This window comes from Chryseobacterium camelliae, assembly GCF_002770595.1.
Lineage (GTDB): Bacteria > Bacteroidota > Bacteroidia > Flavobacteriales > Weeksellaceae > Chryseobacterium > Chryseobacterium camelliae.
The window spans coordinates 3,065,568-3,085,282 of the sequence record NZ_CP022986.1; the positions used below are offsets into that span (position 1 = coordinate 3,065,568).

Here is a 19,715-nt window from a genome sequence, read left to right on the forward strand (position 1 = left end):
CGGATATGAAGAAACCGCTTATTTAAGCGGTTTCTGTCATTATGATGAAATTTTTATTCTCTGTTTTTTACCATCACCCAACCGGAATATTTGAATGGGGTATTCTTTTTATCATTTTCATTCCAGGTTACTGAATACCAGTAGGTGCCTGTAGGAACTTTCTTGCCTCCCGAAGTACCATCCCACTTATATCCGTTGGATTTGTCCGCCTGGAATATTTTCACTCCGTACCTGTCGAAAATGCTGAATATCAGGCTTTGTTTTCCGGCTAATGCAGAATAATCAATAACGTCATTGATTCCGTCGCCGTTCGGAGTAATAACATTGATCAGGTTAGGAACGATTACTGTTATACTGATCGGATCACAGTCATAGGCATCTTTCACGTAAATCATATTGTCACCTCTCGGAACATTATTGAATACATTGGAATCCTGCCATTTGATATTGTCCATGGAGTATTTGTATGGTGGTGTTCCTCCTGTAACGCTTGCTGTTACCACATTGTTGGCAATGTCAATATTGGTAATGACCGGCTGCTCGGAAGGATATACTTTTACCGTCTGTAAGCTCACGCAATCTCCGGTTTTCAGTTTCACCCAGTACGTGCCTACTCCAACATTGGTGATGGTACGTGTCGTTGCTCCTGTGCTCCACTCATATCCGTTGAATCCAGGGCCTGCATCAAGCGTTGTGGTATCTTCAATACAGATGATCTTATCTTCCAATACACTGGAGTATACCGGAGGCAGTACAATTAAGGTTACTTTAGCAATGTTGTAACATCCGTTCGAATTGGATACTCTTACATAGATTACACCGTTAGGAGCAATATAAGGTGAAGGAGTAGCAATTTCGTTGGTCTGGTTTACGGCATCCGTAAGTGAAGGGTAATATTTCTTGGTTACCCCAGTCTGGGTAGTTACAGCTGCTGTTGTAAGGTTGAAAGAAGCCGTGGCAGGGCTGCCCTCAATGAAGCATGACCTCAGGGTAGCTTCCGTTACTGTAACAACAGGATTGAAATTCAGGGTGATCTTTGCATCATCTGAACATCCCTGAAGGGTGGTTACTTTTACATAGACCGTTCCTGTTGAAGATACATAATTGGTAGGTGTCGTAATTTCATTGGTCCCTGCATTAAGGTCTGCAAGGGTAGGATAATATTTCTTAATGGCTGTAGGGTCTGAGAATACAGCAGCCGTGGTGAGGTCATATACTGCTGTACCGGCATTGTTGTTATTACACCCACTCAGCGTAGCGTCCTGAGCGGTGATATTGCCCAGCTTGAATTTAAATGTCCCGGTCTGCTTACATTTGCTGATGGCACTGTTCGGATTAACAGGGTCTGCATAGCTGATGCTGTAATAATATACTGAAGTGGTATTAACCGTTTGTGGTGTCGTAATCGGATTGTTGCCGGTAAGGGCATCGTTGGCTGAAGTATGGTAGCTTACCACGAAATTAGGGTTTCCGTTAATGATTCCTGCGGATAATGTGCTGAAATCAAAAACAGCAGGAGTGGCACATACAATAACCTCGTTAGGTCCGTTAGGAGTAGCGTTAGGGCTTCCAGGCGGAATAAAAGGGTTGGGCTGTATTGCAGAGGTAAATGGTGAAGAAAGTGTGGCTGTTCCTCCCCAGGTAAGAACAAATCCATTGGTATTGGCAGAGAAGTTATCTATGATCAGGTAATAGGTTTCTCCGGCAAGGACATCCATATATTTACAGAATCCGTCACCACCGGCCCCTTCGGAAAGGTCTGTGGCAGTCATATTCAGTCCGGTAAGGATTCCGCTTGCCGTTGAAGCATAAGAACATCTTACAGGAGCACCCAGGCTTCCGCATTGTTTATTGGGACCGAAAACCGCCCAGTCATAATCTGCCTGTGCGTTAGGGGTGATCAGGAAAGTAAGGGTTCCGCTGGTAGATGCTGTAAATGTATACCATACGGAATAATGCTCAGAAGTAAGGCAGCCGCCTCCCAGAGGGTTTTCCTGTATATTCCCGAATCCGCTGGGCGTATAGGAAATAGCAGAGTTCCCGCAGACAGCAAGACTGGATGTACAGTCTGACTGTGCATAAAATATCTGACAGAATATCATCAGAAAAACAAGTAAAACTTTTTTCATAAGGGGAAATTTGTAGCAAATATAAAAAAAAGTTGCCTTTTATTTAATATTTACGTAACATAAATATTAAAACGCAAATAGTCTCCTAATATTGCATTTTTCTCAGCTTTGCATTTGTAGTTCCGACAAGTAAGGCAATAAGCACCGTCATGCTTCCACCGAAAACCACTGAGCGCACCACACCCAGCAGTTTCGCCATAAGCCCGCTTTCAAACTGGCCCATTTCATTGCTGGACATGATAAAAATGGAGTTAACGCTGAGAACCCTTCCCCGGATGTGATCAGGGGTTTTAAGTTGTACGATCGTTCCACGGATGACGACGGAAATTCCGTCAAGCATTCCGCTCATCACCAGGAACATAAAAGAAAGCCAGTACAAGTGGGATAGCCCGAATCCTATAATGCAGAGCCCGAATCCGGCTACTGCTATTAGAAGGATTTTACCCTGGTTTCTCCTCAGCGGGATAATGGATAATACCGTAATAATACACATGGAACCTATATCAGACGCTGCATTCAGCAATCCGAATCCTTCCGCGCCAACTTTAAGGATGTCCGTAGCATATACCGGGATCATGGCTACGGCGCCTCCGAAGAGTACTGCAAACATATCCAGGCAGAGTGCGCCCAGGATCTCTTTTGTTTTCAGGATGTACGTAATTCCTTCACCCATGCTCTGCATGACGTTTACCGTCTCTTTTTTATACTCAGAATACTGTTTATTAAGCTGCCAGAAAAACAGGGAAGCCACAAAAATCAGTGAGAGGATGACCACCAGTGTCCATTGTACCCCGAAATACCCGATCAGGAAGCCGCCAACGGCATGTCCGCAAACTGAAGAAATCAGAAATGTTGCCTGATTCAACGTAATGGCATTGGGCAGGTTTTCTTTTTTGACGATTTTCGGAATCATGGAAGGTACGATAGGGCCTATGAAAGCCCGTGCTATACCGGTGAAGAAAATAACGCCGTAGATGAAATAAGTGATCTGATGGCTGGTAAAATGGATTTCTACATTCAGGAAAGCCGGAATCAGCAACAGCCCGATCAGGAATATATAGGCATAATTGCAGATCAGCAGCAGTTTTTTCTTTTCATTCATATCAATCACATGGCCTGCATACAGGGCACAGCTTACGGCTGGAATAACTTCCGAAAGTCCGATCAGGCCAATAGAGAAGGGATCTTTTGTCAGCTGGTAAACCCACCAGCCCAATAAGGTGGCCAGCATCCTGAACGCTAAAACGATAAAAAATCTTCCCGTAAGAAGATTTCTGAACTCAATATTTTGCAGTGTCTTTAACGGAGTGAATGAAATCATGCACAAAAATAGCCCTAAATATCCATTCAGGGCTTTACAGAGTATGTATTTTTAAATGATAAATCAAATAATGCGCGAAAGACCGTATCTATTTATCTGCTCTCGAAGAGCTCAGTACCAATGCGGCTACTCCGGCTGCACCGATTACTACAGCACCAGCTGTAACTCTTGCTTTTGATCTGTCTTTAACCGCAGATACATTGGATTTCGGGATGATTACCACTGTACTGTCTTTCTTGCCTGCAGTTCCTATGATATTGTCACCGTCTACATTACGGAACAGCATGGTCTGCTTTTTAGAACCGTCTTTTAAGGTTACCACATACATTTTGCCGGCCTCCAGGTTAGAATAATCGTTTTTTGAGATGTCTTCAGTATATTTTGTAGTGGCGCACGACGAAATGACGAATAGACTTGTTAATAAAGATGATTTAAAAAGTACAGATGCTTTCATTTTTATTTTTTAGGTTTTTCAAATTTATAATTTTTTTTGAATATACGTTTTCGGAATTGAAAAAATGTGGTTAAAGTTTATAAACTTCTAACAAATCTGCAATTATCCTGTCATTGGCAAGCCTTGGGATCTTATTCTGTCCTCCCAGTTTCCCCTGTGATTTTGCATAGTCCTGAAATGCATTTTTCTGCAGGTAAGAAATGTTGAGGGGCTGAAGGATATTGCCGGAAATCAGGTCGTCATAATAGGTATTGCGCTGTCTCATCTGATGGTCCAGTTCCTGTCTGAAAGCTTCAGGGTCTGCCGGTGTTTTTTCAAATTCAATAAACCATTCGTGGTAGGGAAGGCCAGACTGAGGATTGACTTCCGGGGCCAGGTGAAATTCTGTTATCTGTGCCGGAAATTTCTGCAGGGTAGCTTTAATGGCTTCTTCCGCTTCAAAAGCAATCACATGCTCACCGAAGGCTGAAGTATAATGCTTGGTTCTCCCGCTTACCAGAATCCTGTAAGGATCTTTACTGATGAAACGGATCACATCACCAATCGAATACGCCCATAAGCCTGAATTGGTGGTCAGGATCATGGCATAGTCTTTATTAAGTTCGATATCTTTTAAGGTCAGCCTGGCAGCACCGGGTTTCCCATATTCTTCAAGAGGGATAAATTCATAAAAAATACCATGGTTGGTAAGCAGCAGAAGTCCTTCTCTGGTGTAATCATCCTGAAATGCGAAGAACCCTTCAGAAGCCGGAAAGGTCTGGATGATATCTACCGTTCCGCCCAGCAGATCTTCCATTTTTTCACGGTAAGGTTCATAATTCACGCCGCCGGTAACGATAAGCTGAAGATTGGGGAAAATCTGTTTTATTTTTTTGCCGTGCTTTTCCGTCAGCTTTTCAAAGTACATGATCAGCCATGGCGGGATGCCTGAGATGAGCGTCATATTTTCCTTCTCCGTCTCCAGGACAATCCGGTCAACCTTCGTTTCCCAGTCTTCGATGATATTGGTTTCCCAGCTGGGAAGCCTGTTTTTCTGCAGGTATGCCGGGATATGATGGGCCACGATTCCTGACAGCCTGCCGGTTTTTACTCCATACAGGTCCTCAAGCTCCGGGCTTCCCTGGAGGAAGATCATTTTTCCGCCTACAAAATCTGCGTTATTTTTTTGTGCGATATAGTGGAACAGGGCACTTTGTGCTCCTGCAACCTGAAAAGGCATTCCTTCGTGGGAAATAGGGATGTATTTGGAGCCTGAAGTAGTTCCCGACGTTTTCGCGAAATATTCCGGGATGTCCGGCCATAAAATATTAGCCTGGCCTTTTTTCATCCGTTCAATATATGGTTTGATATCTTCATAATCGGAGACAGCAACCTTTGCCTGAAAATCTTTTACAGACCGGATGTTTTCAAAACCGCGCTCTCTTCCAAACAGTGTTTTTTCAGCCTTTCTAACCAATTCAAGCAATAATGTTTCCTGGTTTTGCACAGGATTGTTTCCGGAAGCACCGGCTTTGCGGACGTGTTTTCTGGCCCATAAGAGCGCCACTTGTTTCTTGAGGAAGTTTAACATAGGTCAAATTTATAAATAACTGAATAATCTTAACCCATATTGAGTCCGGTAATCAATAAAAAAACCGATGAATGAATCATCGGCCTTCGAAATTTGATTATGAAAATAACAACTATATATATAAGTTTATTTATTTGCTTTGTATCTCTTATCAGGGGTACCGTCCTTCTTAAGCATTTTATTTTCCTTATATCTTTTATCCGGCGTTCCGTCTTTCTTCATTTTGGCGACAGGTTTTGCCGTTTTTGTTTCTGTGGTTTTTACCGTTTTTACGGTTTGTTGTGCCATTTTTGCCGGCGCTGTCTGCTGAGCTGTGGCAAGTCCCAGTCCAAGAACCAGTGACATGGCGGTTAATAATTTTCTCATGAGATTGTTTGTATTTGTTTTCTTGATCAAAGATAGATAAAAAACCGGACTGAAAAATCTGCCTTTTAGAAACTTAACTAAAGTTTATCAGTGCTTAAAAAAAGATTAAACTTCCTGTTATTCTATACATAAAACTTGCTCCTCAAAACTGAGAAGCAGGTCCTTACATATTGCATGAATAGTTGGTTTAACGGGTACAGTTAGCTGTCCACGTTTTACCGTCTCTCGTAAAGAACATTTTCAATTCGTTATTGTCTATTCTGATGTATGTGGTTGCATTGGAACCTACCATCACCAAAGTATTGTCGCCTGTCTGCTGAAATTCTACACCGTTAAGGTCCGGGATGTTGTTCGAGAAAGCAAAGTTATACTTTGTTCCGCTGGCAATTTTCGTTACAAACACGCTTCCGTCATTCGCACTGATGTTATTACTGCCTTCGTTGTAAGAAACACTTCCTCTGTATGTTCCTGCAAAGAAGTCGTTATTCGCAGGATCATCATCATCGCTGCATGAAGTGAAAGACAATGCCGTGAAGAATACCAGCATAAATAAGCCTAAGATTTTGATTGCTTTTTTCATAATATCATTTCTTTAGTTGTAAAAAGTACCTTTCAAACAGCATGCCACAAAAGCAGAGTGAAATAGTTTTTAACGTTTCCTGACCCTATTATAAAGCTTTTTTATTTGAGCTGAAGACAAGATCCTATGGCACAGAAATTGGCTTTTAGCATTCCATAATCCCGAATTATCCATACCTTTGCCTCTGTCATACGGTTTCGGAAAGTTTCGGAATCGCATTCTTGTTTATACCGATTTTATTTATGCAGTTAAAAACCATCAATGAAAAGTTTCTTCCGTATCTCCTCCAGAAGGAGTTCGGAAAGGAAATTTTTAACCGGCTGGACACTCAAAATCATATTGCCGTAAAAGGAAATGCAGGATCTGCGGTTTCCGTTCTTACCGCTGAACTGTTCCTTACCTGTAAAAAGACAGTGCTATACCTGACTGATGATAAGGAGGATGCCCTCTACATCAATACTGAAATGGAAGGGCTGCTCGGAAAAGATAAAGTACTGTACTTTCCTGCCACTCATCTTGAACCTTATCAGGTAGAAAAGACCCAGAATGCCAACCTGGTTTTACGGACAGAAGTATTGAATAAAATGAGTTCCGGGAAAACGCCGCGGGTAATCGTTGCCTATATGGGCGCATTATCTGAAAAGGTACTGAAAAAGGAAGATTTCAAAGCCATTTCACATCACATAGAAGTTGGCAGCCAGCTTGATTTTGATTTCGTGGACGAATTGCTGAACCATTACCATTTTCAGCAGACCGATTTCGTTTCCGAACCGGGAGAGTTTTCCGTACGGGGAGGAATTGTGGATGTTTTTTCATATTCCAATGAGCAGCCTTACCGGATTACATTTTTCGGCAATGAAGTAGAAAGCATCCGTACTTTTGATATCGAGACCCAGCTTTCCGTAGACAAGGTGAAGGAGTTCCAGCTCGTATCCAATATGAATTTTTCAGTGACCGGAAGCCGCGTTTCATTACTGCAGCTTTTGTCTGAGGATAGTTTCATCGTTTCTAAAAATGCAGTGGTGGGATTGGGTAAAATCAAGACCTTTTATGAAAAAGCCCTGGAGAAATACGGAACCCTGCATCAGGATATAGCCCACCGCGAACCTCAGGAACTCTTTATTTCCGATGAAGAATTCTTGTTTGATTACAAAAAGTTCCATACGATTGATTTCAGCAGTGTAGCTATAGACAGTATAAAAGATCAGTCTGAGGTCATTCTGGAGCAGACCGCTCAGCCTTCTTTCCATAAAAATTTCGAACTTCTGGCAGAAGATCTGGAAAAAAGGCAATCGGAAGGCTTTGATACCTGGATCTCGTTCTCTACAGAAAAACAAAAAGAAAGGCTGGAGCTGATTTTTGAAGAACTGGAACGTGAAGTGCCCTTTAAAAGTTTCACGTCTGAACTGCATGAAGGATTCGTAGATAACAGCCAGAAGATCCTGATCTATACAGACCATCAGATTTTCGACCGCTACCAGCGGTACAAAGCCAAAAATACATTTGCCAAGTCTGAGCAGCTGACGCTTAAAGACCTGATGTCCCTTAAAATCGGGGATTATATTGCCCATATCGATCACGGGATCGGAAAATTCATGGGACTTGTAAAGGTAAACAATGACGGCAAGATCCAGGAATGCTTCAAACTCACCTATAAAAACGGTGACCTTTTATATGTAAGCATCCATTCCCTTCATAAAATTTCCAAATACAACGGTCCGGAAGGCAGGGAGATTGTCCTTAGCAAACTCGGATCCCCTGCTTGGAAGTCTTTGAAGCAGAAAACAAAAGAAAAGGTAAAGCAGATTGCGTTCGACCTTATTAAATTATATGCCCAGAGAAAATCGGCTAAAGGATTTTCGTACTCCCAGGATTCCTACCTGCAGAATGAACTGGAAGCCAGTTTTATCTATGAAGATACACCGGATCAGGAGAAAGCCACTATTGATGTAAAAAAGGATATGGAAGACTCCACGGTGATGGACAGGCTGGTGTGCGGCGATGTAGGATTCGGTAAAACCGAAGTGGCCATCCGGGCAGCATTTAAAGCGGCTACGGACGGAAAACAGGTTGCTGTACTGGTTCCTACTACCATCCTGGCTTTTCAGCATTACAGGAGTTTCAGGGAACGGTTAAAGGATTTTCCGGTCAATATTTCGTATCTCAACCGTTTCAGGACGGCAAAACAGAAGTCTGAAACCCTGGCAGCCCTTAAAGACGGAAAAGTAGATATTGTCATCGGGACGCATCAGTTGGCTGGCAGCAGTGTCAAATTTAAAGATCTTGGCCTGCTCATCATTGATGAGGAACATAAATTCGGGGTTTCCGTAAAAGATAAGCTGAAGACCCTGAAAACCAATGTTGATACCCTGACGTTAACCGCCACGCCTATTCCAAGGACATTGCAGTTTTCTTTAATGGCCGCAAGAGACTTATCCGTTATCAAGACGCCACCGCCTAACCGGCAACCTGTAGATACGCAGCTGGTAGGTTTTAATGAAGAAATTATACGGGATGCTGTTTCCTATGAACTTCAAAGGGACGGGCAGGTATATTTTATCAACAACAGGGTGGAAAACCTGAAAGATATTGCAGGCCTGATCCAGCGCCTGGTGCCCGATGCAAAAGTCATTACCGGACACGGCCAGATGGAAGGGAAGCAGCTGGAAAAAAATGTCCTGGATTTTATGGAAGGAAAATACGATGTCCTGGTCTCTACTACTATCGTGGAAAGTGGCGTGGATGTTCCTAATGCCAATACCATTTTCATTAATGATGCCCACCGGTTCGGGATGGCAGACCTTCATCAGATGAGGGGAAGGGTAGGACGAAGCAACAGGAAAGCTTTCTGTTACCTGATTACCCCTCCTTATGATATGATGACTGCCGATGCCAGAAAGAGGCTCGAAGCCATTGAACAGTTTTCAGATCTGGGAAGCGGTTTCCAGATCGCCATGAAAGACCTGGAAATACGGGGGGCCGGAGACCTGTTAGGTGCTGAACAAAGCGGATTCATCAATGAGATGGGCTTTGAGACCTATCAGAAGCTGATGCAGGAAGCCCTTGAGGAACTGAAGGATGATGAAAATTTTGAAAACCTTTTTGAAAACGAAGAAGACCGTCAGAAACTTTTCAAAAGCACTAAAGATGTCAACATTGATACTGACCTTGAACTGATGCTTCCGGATTCCTATATTTCCAACACCGAAGAAAGGCTTTTGCTGTATCAGAAAATTGCCGAAATTGATAATGAAAAAGACCTTCAGAAATTTGAGCATGAACTGAAGGACCGTTTCGGAGCATTACCGAAAGAAGCCGTGAATCTCCTTAAGAGTGTTTCCCTGAAATGGCTGGCCTCAGATATCGGCTTCGAAAGGATCGTGATGAAGAATGGTATTTTCCTGGGTTATTTCCCGGCAAACCCTCAGGACAAATTTTATCAGACCGATAAATTCAGGCATATCATCAGTTATCTTACCCAGAACCCTGCTGAGGCACAACTGAAAGAAAAGGTAACCAAAGATGGAAATCACCTGATGATGAGAAAAGATAAGATTAAAAATGTGGATGAGGTGAATACCCTGCTGAAATCTATTCTTCAGACCAAATAACAGGCTACGGTTTTATTTTAGAAAGCCCATTGAAAATACATTGCAGATCACGTGAAATAAATTCTTCACGTGATCTTTCTTTTCGGTAAAACAATTATTCGGTATAACTCTACCAAATCAATAGGCTCATTATATATTTTGAATTTATTAATGTTTTTTTTTGCGCTTTTTTCATTTAATGGGGTGTATTTTTATTAAATCGATTTTATATAAGATAATTTTTTTTATATTTGGTGGCAATGAAAATTAACATCTATGACAAACAATTATTTCCTGAGAATTTTTGCGATTCTTACCCTTGGTTTTTTTATTTCCTGTGATAATACCACAGATGACCCGCCTAATCAGAATAAAAATAGTTCATCCTCTTCATCATCTCCGGGTGGCAGCGGTATTACAGGTCCCAGGATTCTTGAAAAAGTTAACATAGGAAACACCACTGTAGAGGAGTATAGCAGTACTTCCGGAGTTTTGTACCAGGCGGTTATCAGGGATAACTCCAGTTCAGATGCTATAACTGCCACATTAACATACAATAATAATAAGGTTGCCAAAATAAAATATATCGATAATAAGCCGACCCATGTTATCGACCATACCTACCTGCTTACTTACACCAATGGTAAGATTACTTCCATGTCGCTGGATAATCCTGCTTTCAACATAAACAATCACAGTGATTTCACTATTTTTTATGATTCAAACGGGCAGCTGTACCGTATTGTGGAAAAGAAAAAATTGGGAGGAAGCAGCGTATATACCCACTATATTGAAGATAAATTTACCTTTGCTTCTACCAATATAGCCAAGGTAGAGCATACGACCATGTTAATGGATAATAATACGCCGGATCCTACAACGGCTTCCACTATAGCATATGCGTATGATTCTTATGACAGCAAAATCAATCCTTATACGACGCTTCCGAAAGAATATCTTATGGTGACCGGAGTTTTGATGGCTCAGATTAATTTTTATATGCTTTCCAGCAATAATGTCGGGAATATTACGATCCAGAGTCCTGTAGGTCCGGCGATACCGGTTCCTAAAACCTATCTTTATGATGCTCAAAATTATCCCGTATCTGACCAGACCCAAAGTGTAAAATATCTTTATAAAGCATTATAATGGTTTTTGATTGCAATTTTTACCGTAAAACAGGCGGTAAAATATTTTGTATTCAAAAAAAAGTTATATTTTTGACCGAATAAATAATCCCTTAAGGAATGAAACGACTCTTTTACTTTATTTTATTGCTGGCCGGTCTTTCTGCCGTGCATTCTTGTAAAGATCTGCTGGATGAAAATGGCGATCCCCTGTTGGATATCAATGAAAATACAGGGCTGAACGGACCTAGAGCATTGTTCAGAGAGATCACGGATTCAGATACGCTGGCAGAATATCATTACAACGGGTCGTTACTGTCCAGGGTGATCACGGACAGCGCTTCTATAACCGATGTGATGTGGAGCGGAGATAAAATAAGCAAAATCACCTTTAAAGGTTTCCTGGATCTGGACGGAGACGGAGATTTAGATAAAGACAGCATCTCTTATACCCAGCTTTTTACCTACGGGAACAGCGGGAAACTGGAAACGATCTCAGAGAACAGGTCATTCTTTAAGAGAACTACCGTGCCACCGTCTACCACGCCGGGGCCACAGACTTTGTACAAGAAAACAAAATCGCTTTATACACTTAAGTATGCAACAGCGACCAGCAAGCTGGATTCCATTATCATGAGAAACGGTCCGGATGCTCCGGGAACCATCGGTTTCCAGGATTATTCGAAAACAAAATATGAGTACCTGGGAGATAATATTTCAAAGGTCACCAGAAAATACGGCCCTCTTAACGGAAGTGCTTTCGGAAGTGTTCTTACGGCTTATTCTTATGAGTATACCAATTATGACGATAAGATCAGCCCTTTTACACTGATTCCTTTCGGGTATAAAATTTCAAGGATCCTATCTACGGAAAGAAATGATATTGAAAGCAGTATGCTTTCCCCGAACAGTCCGAAAAGATTGTCCATTACCGATCTGATGACTCCTGTTCCGGCACCGGTTATATTCTCTACAGACTATAATTACGATGCTCAGAGCTATATGAAGAAAGGCTTCGGAGTCAATTATATTTACAAACCACTGTAAAACGATTTTCAAAAATATCAAGACTCAATCCTTACAGGGTTGAGTTTTTTATTTATATACCGTAATTTTGCAAAAAATTTCTTCATGAAATATCTCATTGTCGGACTCGGTAATAAAGGTGCTGAATACGAAAATACAAGACATAATATAGGTTTCAAGGTAGCGGATAAAATTGCGGAAACCCTGGAAACTTCTTTTAATACGACCAACTTCGGCTGGATGGCAGACGGGAAATACAAGGGAAGAAGAGTACTGGTGCTAAAGCCCGATACGTACATGAACCTTTCCGGGAATGCCGTAAAATACTGGATGCAAAAGGAAAACATTCCCCTGGAGAATATACTGATTATTACTGATGATCTTGCGCTGCCATTCGGAACCCTGCGTTTGAAAGGGAAAGGGTCGGATGCCGGGCACAATGGACTGAAAAACATTAATGAAGTTCTTCATACCCAGAATTATGCACGCCTCCGCTTCGGGATTTCGGCAGATTTTTCAGAGGGAAGGCAGGTAGATTATGTGCTGGGAACCTGGAACGGGGAAGAATCGGAAAAACTCCAGGAAAGGATAGAGCAGTTTACCAAAGCCTCCCTGTCATTTGTCTTTGCAGGCATCAACAATACCATGTCTTCATTTAACGGGAAATAATCTTCCACAGATCATAAAGCGGAAATAATTTCTTACGATAAAATCAGACTATTGTGACACCATCATATTTTTAACGATTTTCTTTTCCAGAAAGTTCCGTTCGCTTGGGGTGAAGCGGTAGTTATGTTCCTGTTCAAGAAGCTCAAGAGGAGCGGTCTGGCTGTCATCGGGTTTCCAGGTGATGATCAGGACTGCATTGGGCCTTGCACTGACATCTTTACCGGAAAACGTAAATAAAGTGCTTGGCAGCGTGTTTTCTTCCTCCGGACGGATGTCAGATTTGGCTTTGGCCGGCTGCAGCTGTGCCATATCTTTGAGAAGCAGCGAAAAAGGCTTGCCTATATATTTCTCTTTATTGGTTTCAAACCTTTTCAGGTATCCCAAAGTATCTTTCACCGGTTTCTGGGCAGATAAAAGCCCGGAAAATACCAGCAGTATAATAAGAAGAATGTTTGTCTGTAGTTTCATGACGCAGGATCATTTAATCTCCTGTCAAAAATAATCATTTCAGAATATATAGCGGACGTATATTTTTTATAATTGATGATTGATGATTGATGATTGATGATTGATGCACCTTATTAAATTTCAGGGAGGCTGCAATATAAAAGGCCGCCGGATCCCGGCGGCCTGGTGATGTAACTTTACATCAATTTATCTAACTATAACATAATATTACATCCAGCCTTGATGACGGCTGAACGAATCATTTTCTATAACCAGCTTACCATTCCTGTTTCTACATCGTAGTTGGCTCCCACAATTTTAATTTTACCTTCCTTTTCAAGGTTTCTCAGTGTTGAGCTCTGCTTACGGATGTCTTCAATGGCATGTTTTACATTCTGGTGGTTCAGCCTTTCAAGAAGATCGCTGTTCGCGGAAGAATGCTCTTCTCCGTCTTTGATCACTTCTTTGATAATCGGGCTGAAATGATTGATCAGGTGATTAAGGTTATCCATTCCCATGCCCTCAATCTGGGCTGCATCCAGTCCGCCTTTTAATGCCCCGCATTTCGTGTGTCCCAGGACAACAACTAATTTGGACCCTGCTACATTACAGCCGAACTCCATAGATCCCAGAATATCCTGGTTAACGAAGTTACCCGCAATCCTGATGCTGAAAATATCCCCAAGACCCTGGTCAAAGATGAGCTCAGCAGACGTACGGCTGTCTATACAGCTCAATACCACCGCAAACGGCCATTGACCTTCACGGGTTGCATTCACCTGCTCCAGAAGATCTCTGTTGGCTTTAAGGTTATTGACAAATCTCTGGTTACCTTCTTTTAAAAATTCCAGTGCTCTTTCAGGACTGATGGTCGACTGTGTTTCGTGTGTATGTGCTTTCATATAATTCTATTTATTTTTATTAATCTATTACCTAAAGTATTTACATTGCCCTTTTATGGGTCACTACAATATGGGAATCTTCATTCCTCTCATAGTCTCTGTACGATGTTTTGAAACCGAGAAGTTCTACGGTAATATCTTCTTCCCTGGCACGGATATTGGCAAAATCCTGGATCATTTCAAGGACATCCGTTGCAATATACGAGGTTTCTCTGGCATCAATCGTTACCGCAGAATTTGGCTTGATATTTTTCAATGTTTTCTTAATAGCAGCTTTATTGAGGAATGAAACTTCCTCAGAAAGCCTGATCATGATTCCGTCTGCATCATTCAGCTTTTCACGGCTCAGGTAATATGCCCGCTTCATATTTCCCTGCAGGATATAAAATACCGAGATCGCTAATCCAATCCCTACACCTTTCAGCAAATCTGTTGCCACTACGGCCACTACTGTTGCCAGAAAAGGAATGAACTGGAACTTTCCTAAATGCCAGAAGTGCCTGAACGTAGCCGGTTTAGCCAGCTTGTATCCTACCAGCAGCAATACTGCAGCCAATGTGGCAAAGGGTATCAAATTTAATATGGCAGGGATGGAAAGTACGCATAACAACAGCAATATACCATGAATAATGGTCGAGAGCTTTGATGTAGCTCCTGCATTGGCATTGGCTGAACTTCTCACAACAACTGAAGTCATGGGAAGGCCGCCGATGAATGAGCTGATCAGATTCCCGATTCCCTGGGCTTTCAGTTCGAGGTTGGTATCGGTAATTCTCCTCTGCTGATCCAACCTGTCTGAAGCCTCGATGCAAAGCAGGGTTTCAATGGAGGCCACTACGGCAATGGTAGCTCCTGTAATCCATACTTTAGCATTCATAAAACCTGAAAAATCAGGAAGCGTCACAAAATTTTTAAAGTCATCAACAGATTTCGGAACCGGCAGCGAAACCAGATGCTTTGGGCCGATGGCCAGCGAACTTCCGGAGAGCTTAAACAGTTCATTTAAGATAATGCCCGCAACTACAGCTACCAGGGCGCCCGGAAGCATTTTGATCCTTCTGAGCACATACACTTTATCCCATGCAATCAGTATGGCAATCGAAAACAGGGTGACAATAACGGCACCCGGATGGATGGCTCCTAAAAGTTCCGTAAAATACCCAAAATTCAGCCCGTTGTCGAAAATGGATTCGTGCCCCTCATAATCCTTATCAAAACCTACTGCATGAGGGATCTGTTTTAAAATAATGATGATCCCGATGGCGGCAAGCATGCCCTCAATGACATTATTGGGGAAATAATTGGAAATGCTTCCGGCCCGGATAAATCCTAAAACCAACTGAATCATCCCTGCTATGATCCCTGCGCATAGAAAAATATTAAAGGCTCCCAGATCCGTAATGGCCGTAAGGACAATAGCTGTTAATCCTGCTGCGGGTCCGGAGACCGATATATTAGAGTTGCTGATGAACCCTACCACCAGGCCACCCACAATGCCTGCGATGATTCCTGATAAAGGCGGTGCGCCCGATGCCAGGGCAATTCCCAGGCAAAGCGGGAGTGCTACCAGGAATACAACGAGCCCTGAAGGGAAATTCTCCTTGATTCCTCCGATAAATGATGTCTTTTTCATAATGTAAACTGCTGTGAATAGAAAAGGCTTACTGAGCTTTAATAAGCCAATATAAAATTGAAAATTTAATTTCAGTATTAAGATGCATCCACGACCAGAAAATCCTGATGTGAACCATGATGATAAGTAAGAAAACCTGATGGATTATGCCTCCGGAGGAGGAGAAAAAATAGTGAGTAAGGGTGAAAGATGAAAGGAATCATCAATCAGTACAAAAGAACGGTCTTCCAGGGAAGGCTCAAAAAACTTCAGATAGTCATAGACATTCAGAGGTTTGGGAAGTGTCTTTTCGTAAACAGTAAAAGAGGTAGGATGGGAGTGAGGCTCTTCTTCATTGATCACGATATTTGTCTGGGTAAGGTCCCAGCCCAATACCGCGGCAATACTTGGTAAAGCCGTGAAATTCAGGAAAAACAATAATGTTACAATACTCCAGAGTTTCATTTTACTTTTTTTTTGAAAAACTACTGCGTTTTTCTGCTCATCACCCAATCTGAACTGGTAAGGTTATAGATCTTCTGGATATCTTTCAGGATCTTCTCGAAATCAATCTCCAGGTCTATGATTTTACCGGTTCTTAAGTCGAACACCCAGCCGTGTACCACAGGATATTCTTCCAGAATATACCGCTCCTGCACACAGGCCATTTTAATAACGTTGATGCATTGCTCCTGAACATTTAATTCCACAAGCCTGTCATAACGTTTGGCGTCATCTTTAATAGCATCCAGCTCGCTTTGGTGGATCCGGTATACATCGCGGATGTTTCTCAGCCAAGGATTCAGCAATCCGAGATCCTGAGGCGTCATCGCGGCTTTTACCCCACCGCAGTTGTAATGCCCGCAGACAATAATGTGTTTTACCTTCAGGTGCTCTACTGCATACTGGATTACGGCTGTTGAGCTCATATCCAGTGTATTCACAATATTCGCAATGTTCCTGTGGACGAACACTTCGCCCGGTTTTGCTCCCATAAGCTCTTCTGCTGTAGCCCTGCTGTCTGAACATCCGATGTAAAGATACTCAGGATTCTGGGTTTTTGCAAGTTCTTCAAAGAAGCCCGGGTTGTCTGCAATTTTAGATTCTACCCACTTTCTGTTGTTTTCGAAAATAACTTCGTACGATTGTGCCATAATATAATAATTATTTATTTCGTTTAAATTATTTCCAAATTCAATAGACTAAATCAATAACGCTACAAAAATATTATTTTTGATCAGAAAATCACCATCTTTAACAAATTTTAAGACTCTAATGTGAATAAAGTCATATCCAATTTTTAAGAATTGAGGGTTAACCAACAGGTATTTAAAAACGTAAGATTATGCATATATCAGCAAGAACCAAAGAGCTTAAACTTTTTGTTAGCATAAAAAGATTTACCGGAATTCTACCAATATCTTGTTCTCATGCCTGAATCTTTCCTATATCCATTATCTCCTGTTTTTTACCTGGCAGGGATTTTTATTGCTTTTTTTGCCTCACTCCTGATACTGGGAAAAGCAGGAAAGGCTAAAGCGGACTATATACTGGCTTTGTGGTTTATCATTATAGGTGTGCACCTCATCTTTTTTGTCTGGCTTCTATCAGGAACATATATCAGGTTTCCTTATTTTCTCGGTCTCGAAATACCGTTTCCTTTGATTCATGGTCCAATACTTTATCTCTACGTGAGATCACTCACAGATAGCCGTCAAGACAGAAATATGGGTTGGGTTCATCTGATTCCGGTCTTGATCGTGTACATGATTTTAGCAGAATTTTTCATGTTGACTCCGGAAGAAAAACTAAGGATATATAAAGACGGAGGAGGCAATTACAGGACATTAAGGAAATATATCAGCATTTTAGTGATCATATCAGGGATTCTGTATGTGATCCTGAGTTTCCTTGCTGTTAAAAACTACAGAAAAAGAATTTCAGGTTTGTATTCCAATACGGAGAAGATCAGCCTGAAGTGGCTCTACTATCTTATAACAGCAATAGGATTGATATGGATTGCCGTTATTCTTAAAAATGATGTTCTGATTTTTTCATTGGTTGTTATGTTTATACTTTCGGCTGCCTATTTCGGGATTACTCACATAGGGATTCTTAATGAACAGAGGATTAACAAAGCAGAGAATAGGGAAAACGTTATAAATAAGGCCGTATCATCAGTTTCAAAATATGAAAACACTTTTGCAGGTGAAGACACTTTACAGGCTATTTACCATCAGCTAACGATGAAAATGGAAAAGGAAAAACTGTTCATGGATCCTGAGTTAAATCTGAATTATGTGGCAAAGATTCTGGAAGTACATCCTAACCTGCTTTCCCAGACCATCAACTTCATTGAAAATAAAAATTTTTACGATTATATCAACCGTCAGCGTATTGAAGAGTTCAAAAGGATATCCGTGTTACCTGAAAATGATAAGTTCACTATTTTATCTCTCGCATTTGAAAGCGGCTTTAACTCCAAAACTTCATTTAACAGAAATTTTAAAAAGTATACGGGCTGCTCACCCAGGGAGTTCTTAAAAAACAAAAACGTCAGCGTAGAATAATGAATATAAAATGTAACTGATTGATTGTTAGAGGTGAGTAAATTTGTGCCACCTTTCATTCTGGTACGGTTAAGACCTTTTTAATGTGCACCTTTACAAAAAATTATTCAGGTATTATGAAAAAATTACTTTTTGCAACCATGTGCATATTGGCTTTGCTGGTAGGTGCCTATCCCTTGCTATATGCTTTTGTTGAGTCTAAATATACCTTTCTGAGCTCCAAGTCTCCCGAAGTTCTTCATAATATCATTTGGAAAACAGCTTTTCTTGCCCACATCATTTTCGGTGGATTGGCACTTTTCATAGGCTGGCGGCAGTTCGGGCCTTCATTCAGAAGCAAATATACCGGCCTGCATAGGGTGATCGGGAAGATCTACGTAACTGCGGCCATCATCAGTTCTGTATCTGCAGTGTATATGGGCTTCTATGCAAACGGTGGCCTGGTATCAGAAACAGGATTTATCATATTAGGAATTACCTGGCTGATGACTACGGCCATAGCGGTGGCTAAAATCAGAAACGGACAGGTCATTCAACACCAGCAGTTAATGACGTACAGCTATGCGTGTGCATTTGCAGCGGTAACCCTGAGAATTTGGTATCCCCTGTTGATACGAATGACTGGTGATCCTGTTAATTCCTATAGTATTGTGGCATGGCTGTGCTGGGTTCCTAATGTATTGACCGCTTATTTTCTGAACAGGAGCGTGAGAGCGTAAATTCTGAATAAACGGAATATAGATTCTGTGACACCGCATCTTCATTCAGAAAGATCAATTAAAAGCAGCTGTAAATCAGACTTTATTATTGATATACCCTTCTGTTGCCTCAGGATTAGAGTATATTTTGGCAGGATTCCCCACCACGACGGAATGCGGCGGCACATCAAAATTTACATAGGCATTCGGAGCGATAAGCACATTGTCTCCGATGGTAATGCCTCCTACGATTACGGCATTGGCGCCGATCCACACTTCGTTGCCGATGACCGGAATACCTGCATTCTTCCCGCGGTTCTGCTGGCCGACGGTAACGCCCTGGGCGATATTGCAGTTTTTCCCGATTTTTGTACGCGGGTTGATCACCAGGCTTCCCCAGTGTCCCAGGTAAAACCCTTCCCCGATTTCAGTTTCCGGGTAAATCTGGAAACCGTATCTGATCTGGTAATGGCGTAGAATCCATCTCCACACCACATTCAGAACAAGGGTTTCACGATATTGTTGTGCTTTCCTGAATACGTAGATGAAATGCAGGTTCGGGTTGATGCATTTTGCCCAGATTCCCATTGTGGAAAGCCATTGGCCGCTTTCCCGGTAAAAATCTTTCTGGAGGATAGAATGGTGGTCTGCCAT

The 19,715-nt window shown here is 41.8% G+C and carries 18 protein-coding genes; 6 read left to right on the plus strand and 12 right to left on the minus strand.

The window, feature by feature from the left end; translation table 11 throughout:
- Positions 1-53 precede the first annotated feature (53 nt).
- The 6 genes from CGB83_RS14170 to CGB83_RS14195 form a co-directional block, all read right to left on the minus strand.
- Positions 54-2,129 carry a T9SS type B sorting domain-containing protein gene (locus CGB83_RS14170; RefSeq protein WP_100076390.1) on the minus strand — a complete coding sequence of 692 codons (2,076 nt, stop codon included), beginning with the start codon at positions 2,127-2,129 and terminating at the stop codon, positions 54-56.
- A gap of 85 nt (positions 2,130-2,214) precedes the next feature.
- Complete coding sequence (locus CGB83_RS14175; RefSeq protein WP_100076391.1) at positions 2,215-3,450, minus strand: MFS transporter; 1,236 nt, start codon at positions 3,448-3,450, stop codon at positions 2,215-2,217.
- Positions 3,451-3,538: 88 nt separating this feature from the next.
- Positions 3,539-3,904, minus strand: coding sequence for a hypothetical protein (locus CGB83_RS14180; RefSeq protein WP_100076392.1), 366 nt, complete (start codon positions 3,902-3,904; stop codon positions 3,539-3,541).
- A 70-nt stretch (positions 3,905-3,974) separates the two neighbouring features.
- Positions 3,975-5,474, minus strand: coding sequence for a GH3 auxin-responsive promoter family protein (locus tag CGB83_RS14185; protein WP_100076393.1), 1,500 nt, complete (start codon positions 5,472-5,474; stop codon positions 3,975-3,977).
- Positions 5,475-5,600: 126 nt separating this feature from the next.
- Positions 5,601-5,840: a hypothetical protein gene (locus CGB83_RS14190; RefSeq protein ID WP_100076394.1), complete on the minus strand. Its 240-nt coding sequence runs from the start codon at positions 5,838-5,840 to the stop codon at positions 5,601-5,603.
- 187 nt (positions 5,841-6,027) lie between these two features.
- Positions 6,028-6,420 (minus strand): hypothetical protein, encoded by a 393-nt coding sequence (locus CGB83_RS14195; protein ID WP_100076395.1) that lies wholly within the window; start codon positions 6,418-6,420, stop codon positions 6,028-6,030.
- A 242-nt stretch (positions 6,421-6,662) separates the two neighbouring features.
- Here CGB83_RS14195 and mfd point away from each other — a divergent pair, with 242 nt between their 5' ends.
- From mfd to pth, 4 genes are all read left to right on the plus strand, one after another.
- On the plus strand, positions 6,663-10,031 hold the full coding sequence (gene mfd / locus CGB83_RS14200; RefSeq protein ID WP_100076396.1) for a transcription-repair coupling factor: 3,369 nt from the start codon (positions 6,663-6,665) through the stop codon (positions 10,029-10,031).
- Between the two features lie 255 nt (positions 10,032-10,286).
- Entirely contained in the window at positions 10,287-11,159 is an 873-nt protein-coding gene (locus tag CGB83_RS14205; RefSeq protein WP_100076397.1) for a hypothetical protein, read from the plus strand.
- A gap of 98 nt (positions 11,160-11,257) precedes the next feature.
- Positions 11,258-12,184, plus strand: a complete 927-nt coding sequence (locus CGB83_RS14210) for a hypothetical protein (protein ID WP_100076398.1) — start codon at positions 11,258-11,260, stop codon at positions 12,182-12,184.
- Between the two features lie 84 nt (positions 12,185-12,268).
- The gene (gene pth / locus CGB83_RS14215) at positions 12,269-12,832 is read left to right on the plus strand and encodes an aminoacyl-tRNA hydrolase (protein WP_100076399.1); all 564 of its coding nucleotides are present in this window, start codon (positions 12,269-12,271) and stop codon (positions 12,830-12,832) included.
- Positions 12,833-12,880: 48 nt separating this feature from the next.
- Here the strand turns inward: pth and CGB83_RS14220 are convergent, their stop codons facing one another.
- The 5 genes from CGB83_RS14220 to CGB83_RS14240 form a co-directional block, all read right to left on the minus strand.
- On the minus strand, positions 12,881-13,300 hold the full coding sequence (locus tag CGB83_RS14220; RefSeq protein WP_100076400.1) for a hypothetical protein: 420 nt from the start codon (positions 13,298-13,300) through the stop codon (positions 12,881-12,883).
- 245 nt (positions 13,301-13,545) lie between these two features.
- A complete protein-coding gene (locus CGB83_RS14225) occupies positions 13,546-14,181 on the minus strand; it encodes a carbonic anhydrase family protein (protein ID WP_100076401.1) in 636 nt (211 codons plus the stop codon).
- A 40-nt stretch (positions 14,182-14,221) separates the two neighbouring features.
- Positions 14,222-15,814, minus strand: a complete 1,593-nt coding sequence (locus CGB83_RS14230) for a SulP family inorganic anion transporter (RefSeq protein WP_100076402.1) — start codon at positions 15,812-15,814, stop codon at positions 14,222-14,224.
- Between the two features lie 144 nt (positions 15,815-15,958).
- Positions 15,959-16,258, minus strand: coding sequence for a hypothetical protein (locus CGB83_RS14235; protein ID WP_100076403.1), 300 nt, complete (start codon positions 16,256-16,258; stop codon positions 15,959-15,961).
- Positions 16,259-16,278: 20 nt separating this feature from the next.
- Positions 16,279-16,947, minus strand: a complete 669-nt coding sequence (locus tag CGB83_RS14240) for a carbonic anhydrase (protein ID WP_100076404.1) — start codon at positions 16,945-16,947, stop codon at positions 16,279-16,281.
- Between the two features lie 573 nt (positions 16,948-17,520).
- Between CGB83_RS14240 and CGB83_RS14245 the strand changes: the two genes are divergently transcribed.
- Positions 17,521-18,363 carry a helix-turn-helix domain-containing protein gene (locus CGB83_RS14245; RefSeq protein WP_228419944.1) on the plus strand — a complete coding sequence of 281 codons (843 nt, stop codon included), beginning with the start codon at positions 17,521-17,523 and terminating at the stop codon, positions 18,361-18,363.
- Between the two features lie 116 nt (positions 18,364-18,479).
- Complete coding sequence (locus CGB83_RS14250) at positions 18,480-19,082, plus strand: DUF2306 domain-containing protein (RefSeq protein WP_172954711.1); 603 nt, start codon at positions 18,480-18,482, stop codon at positions 19,080-19,082.
- Between the two features lie 75 nt (positions 19,083-19,157).
- On the opposite strand, the gene CGB83_RS14255 is transcribed toward CGB83_RS14250, so the two are convergent.
- Entirely contained in the window at positions 19,158-19,715 is a 558-nt protein-coding gene (locus tag CGB83_RS14255; protein ID WP_100076406.1) for a serine O-acetyltransferase, read from the minus strand.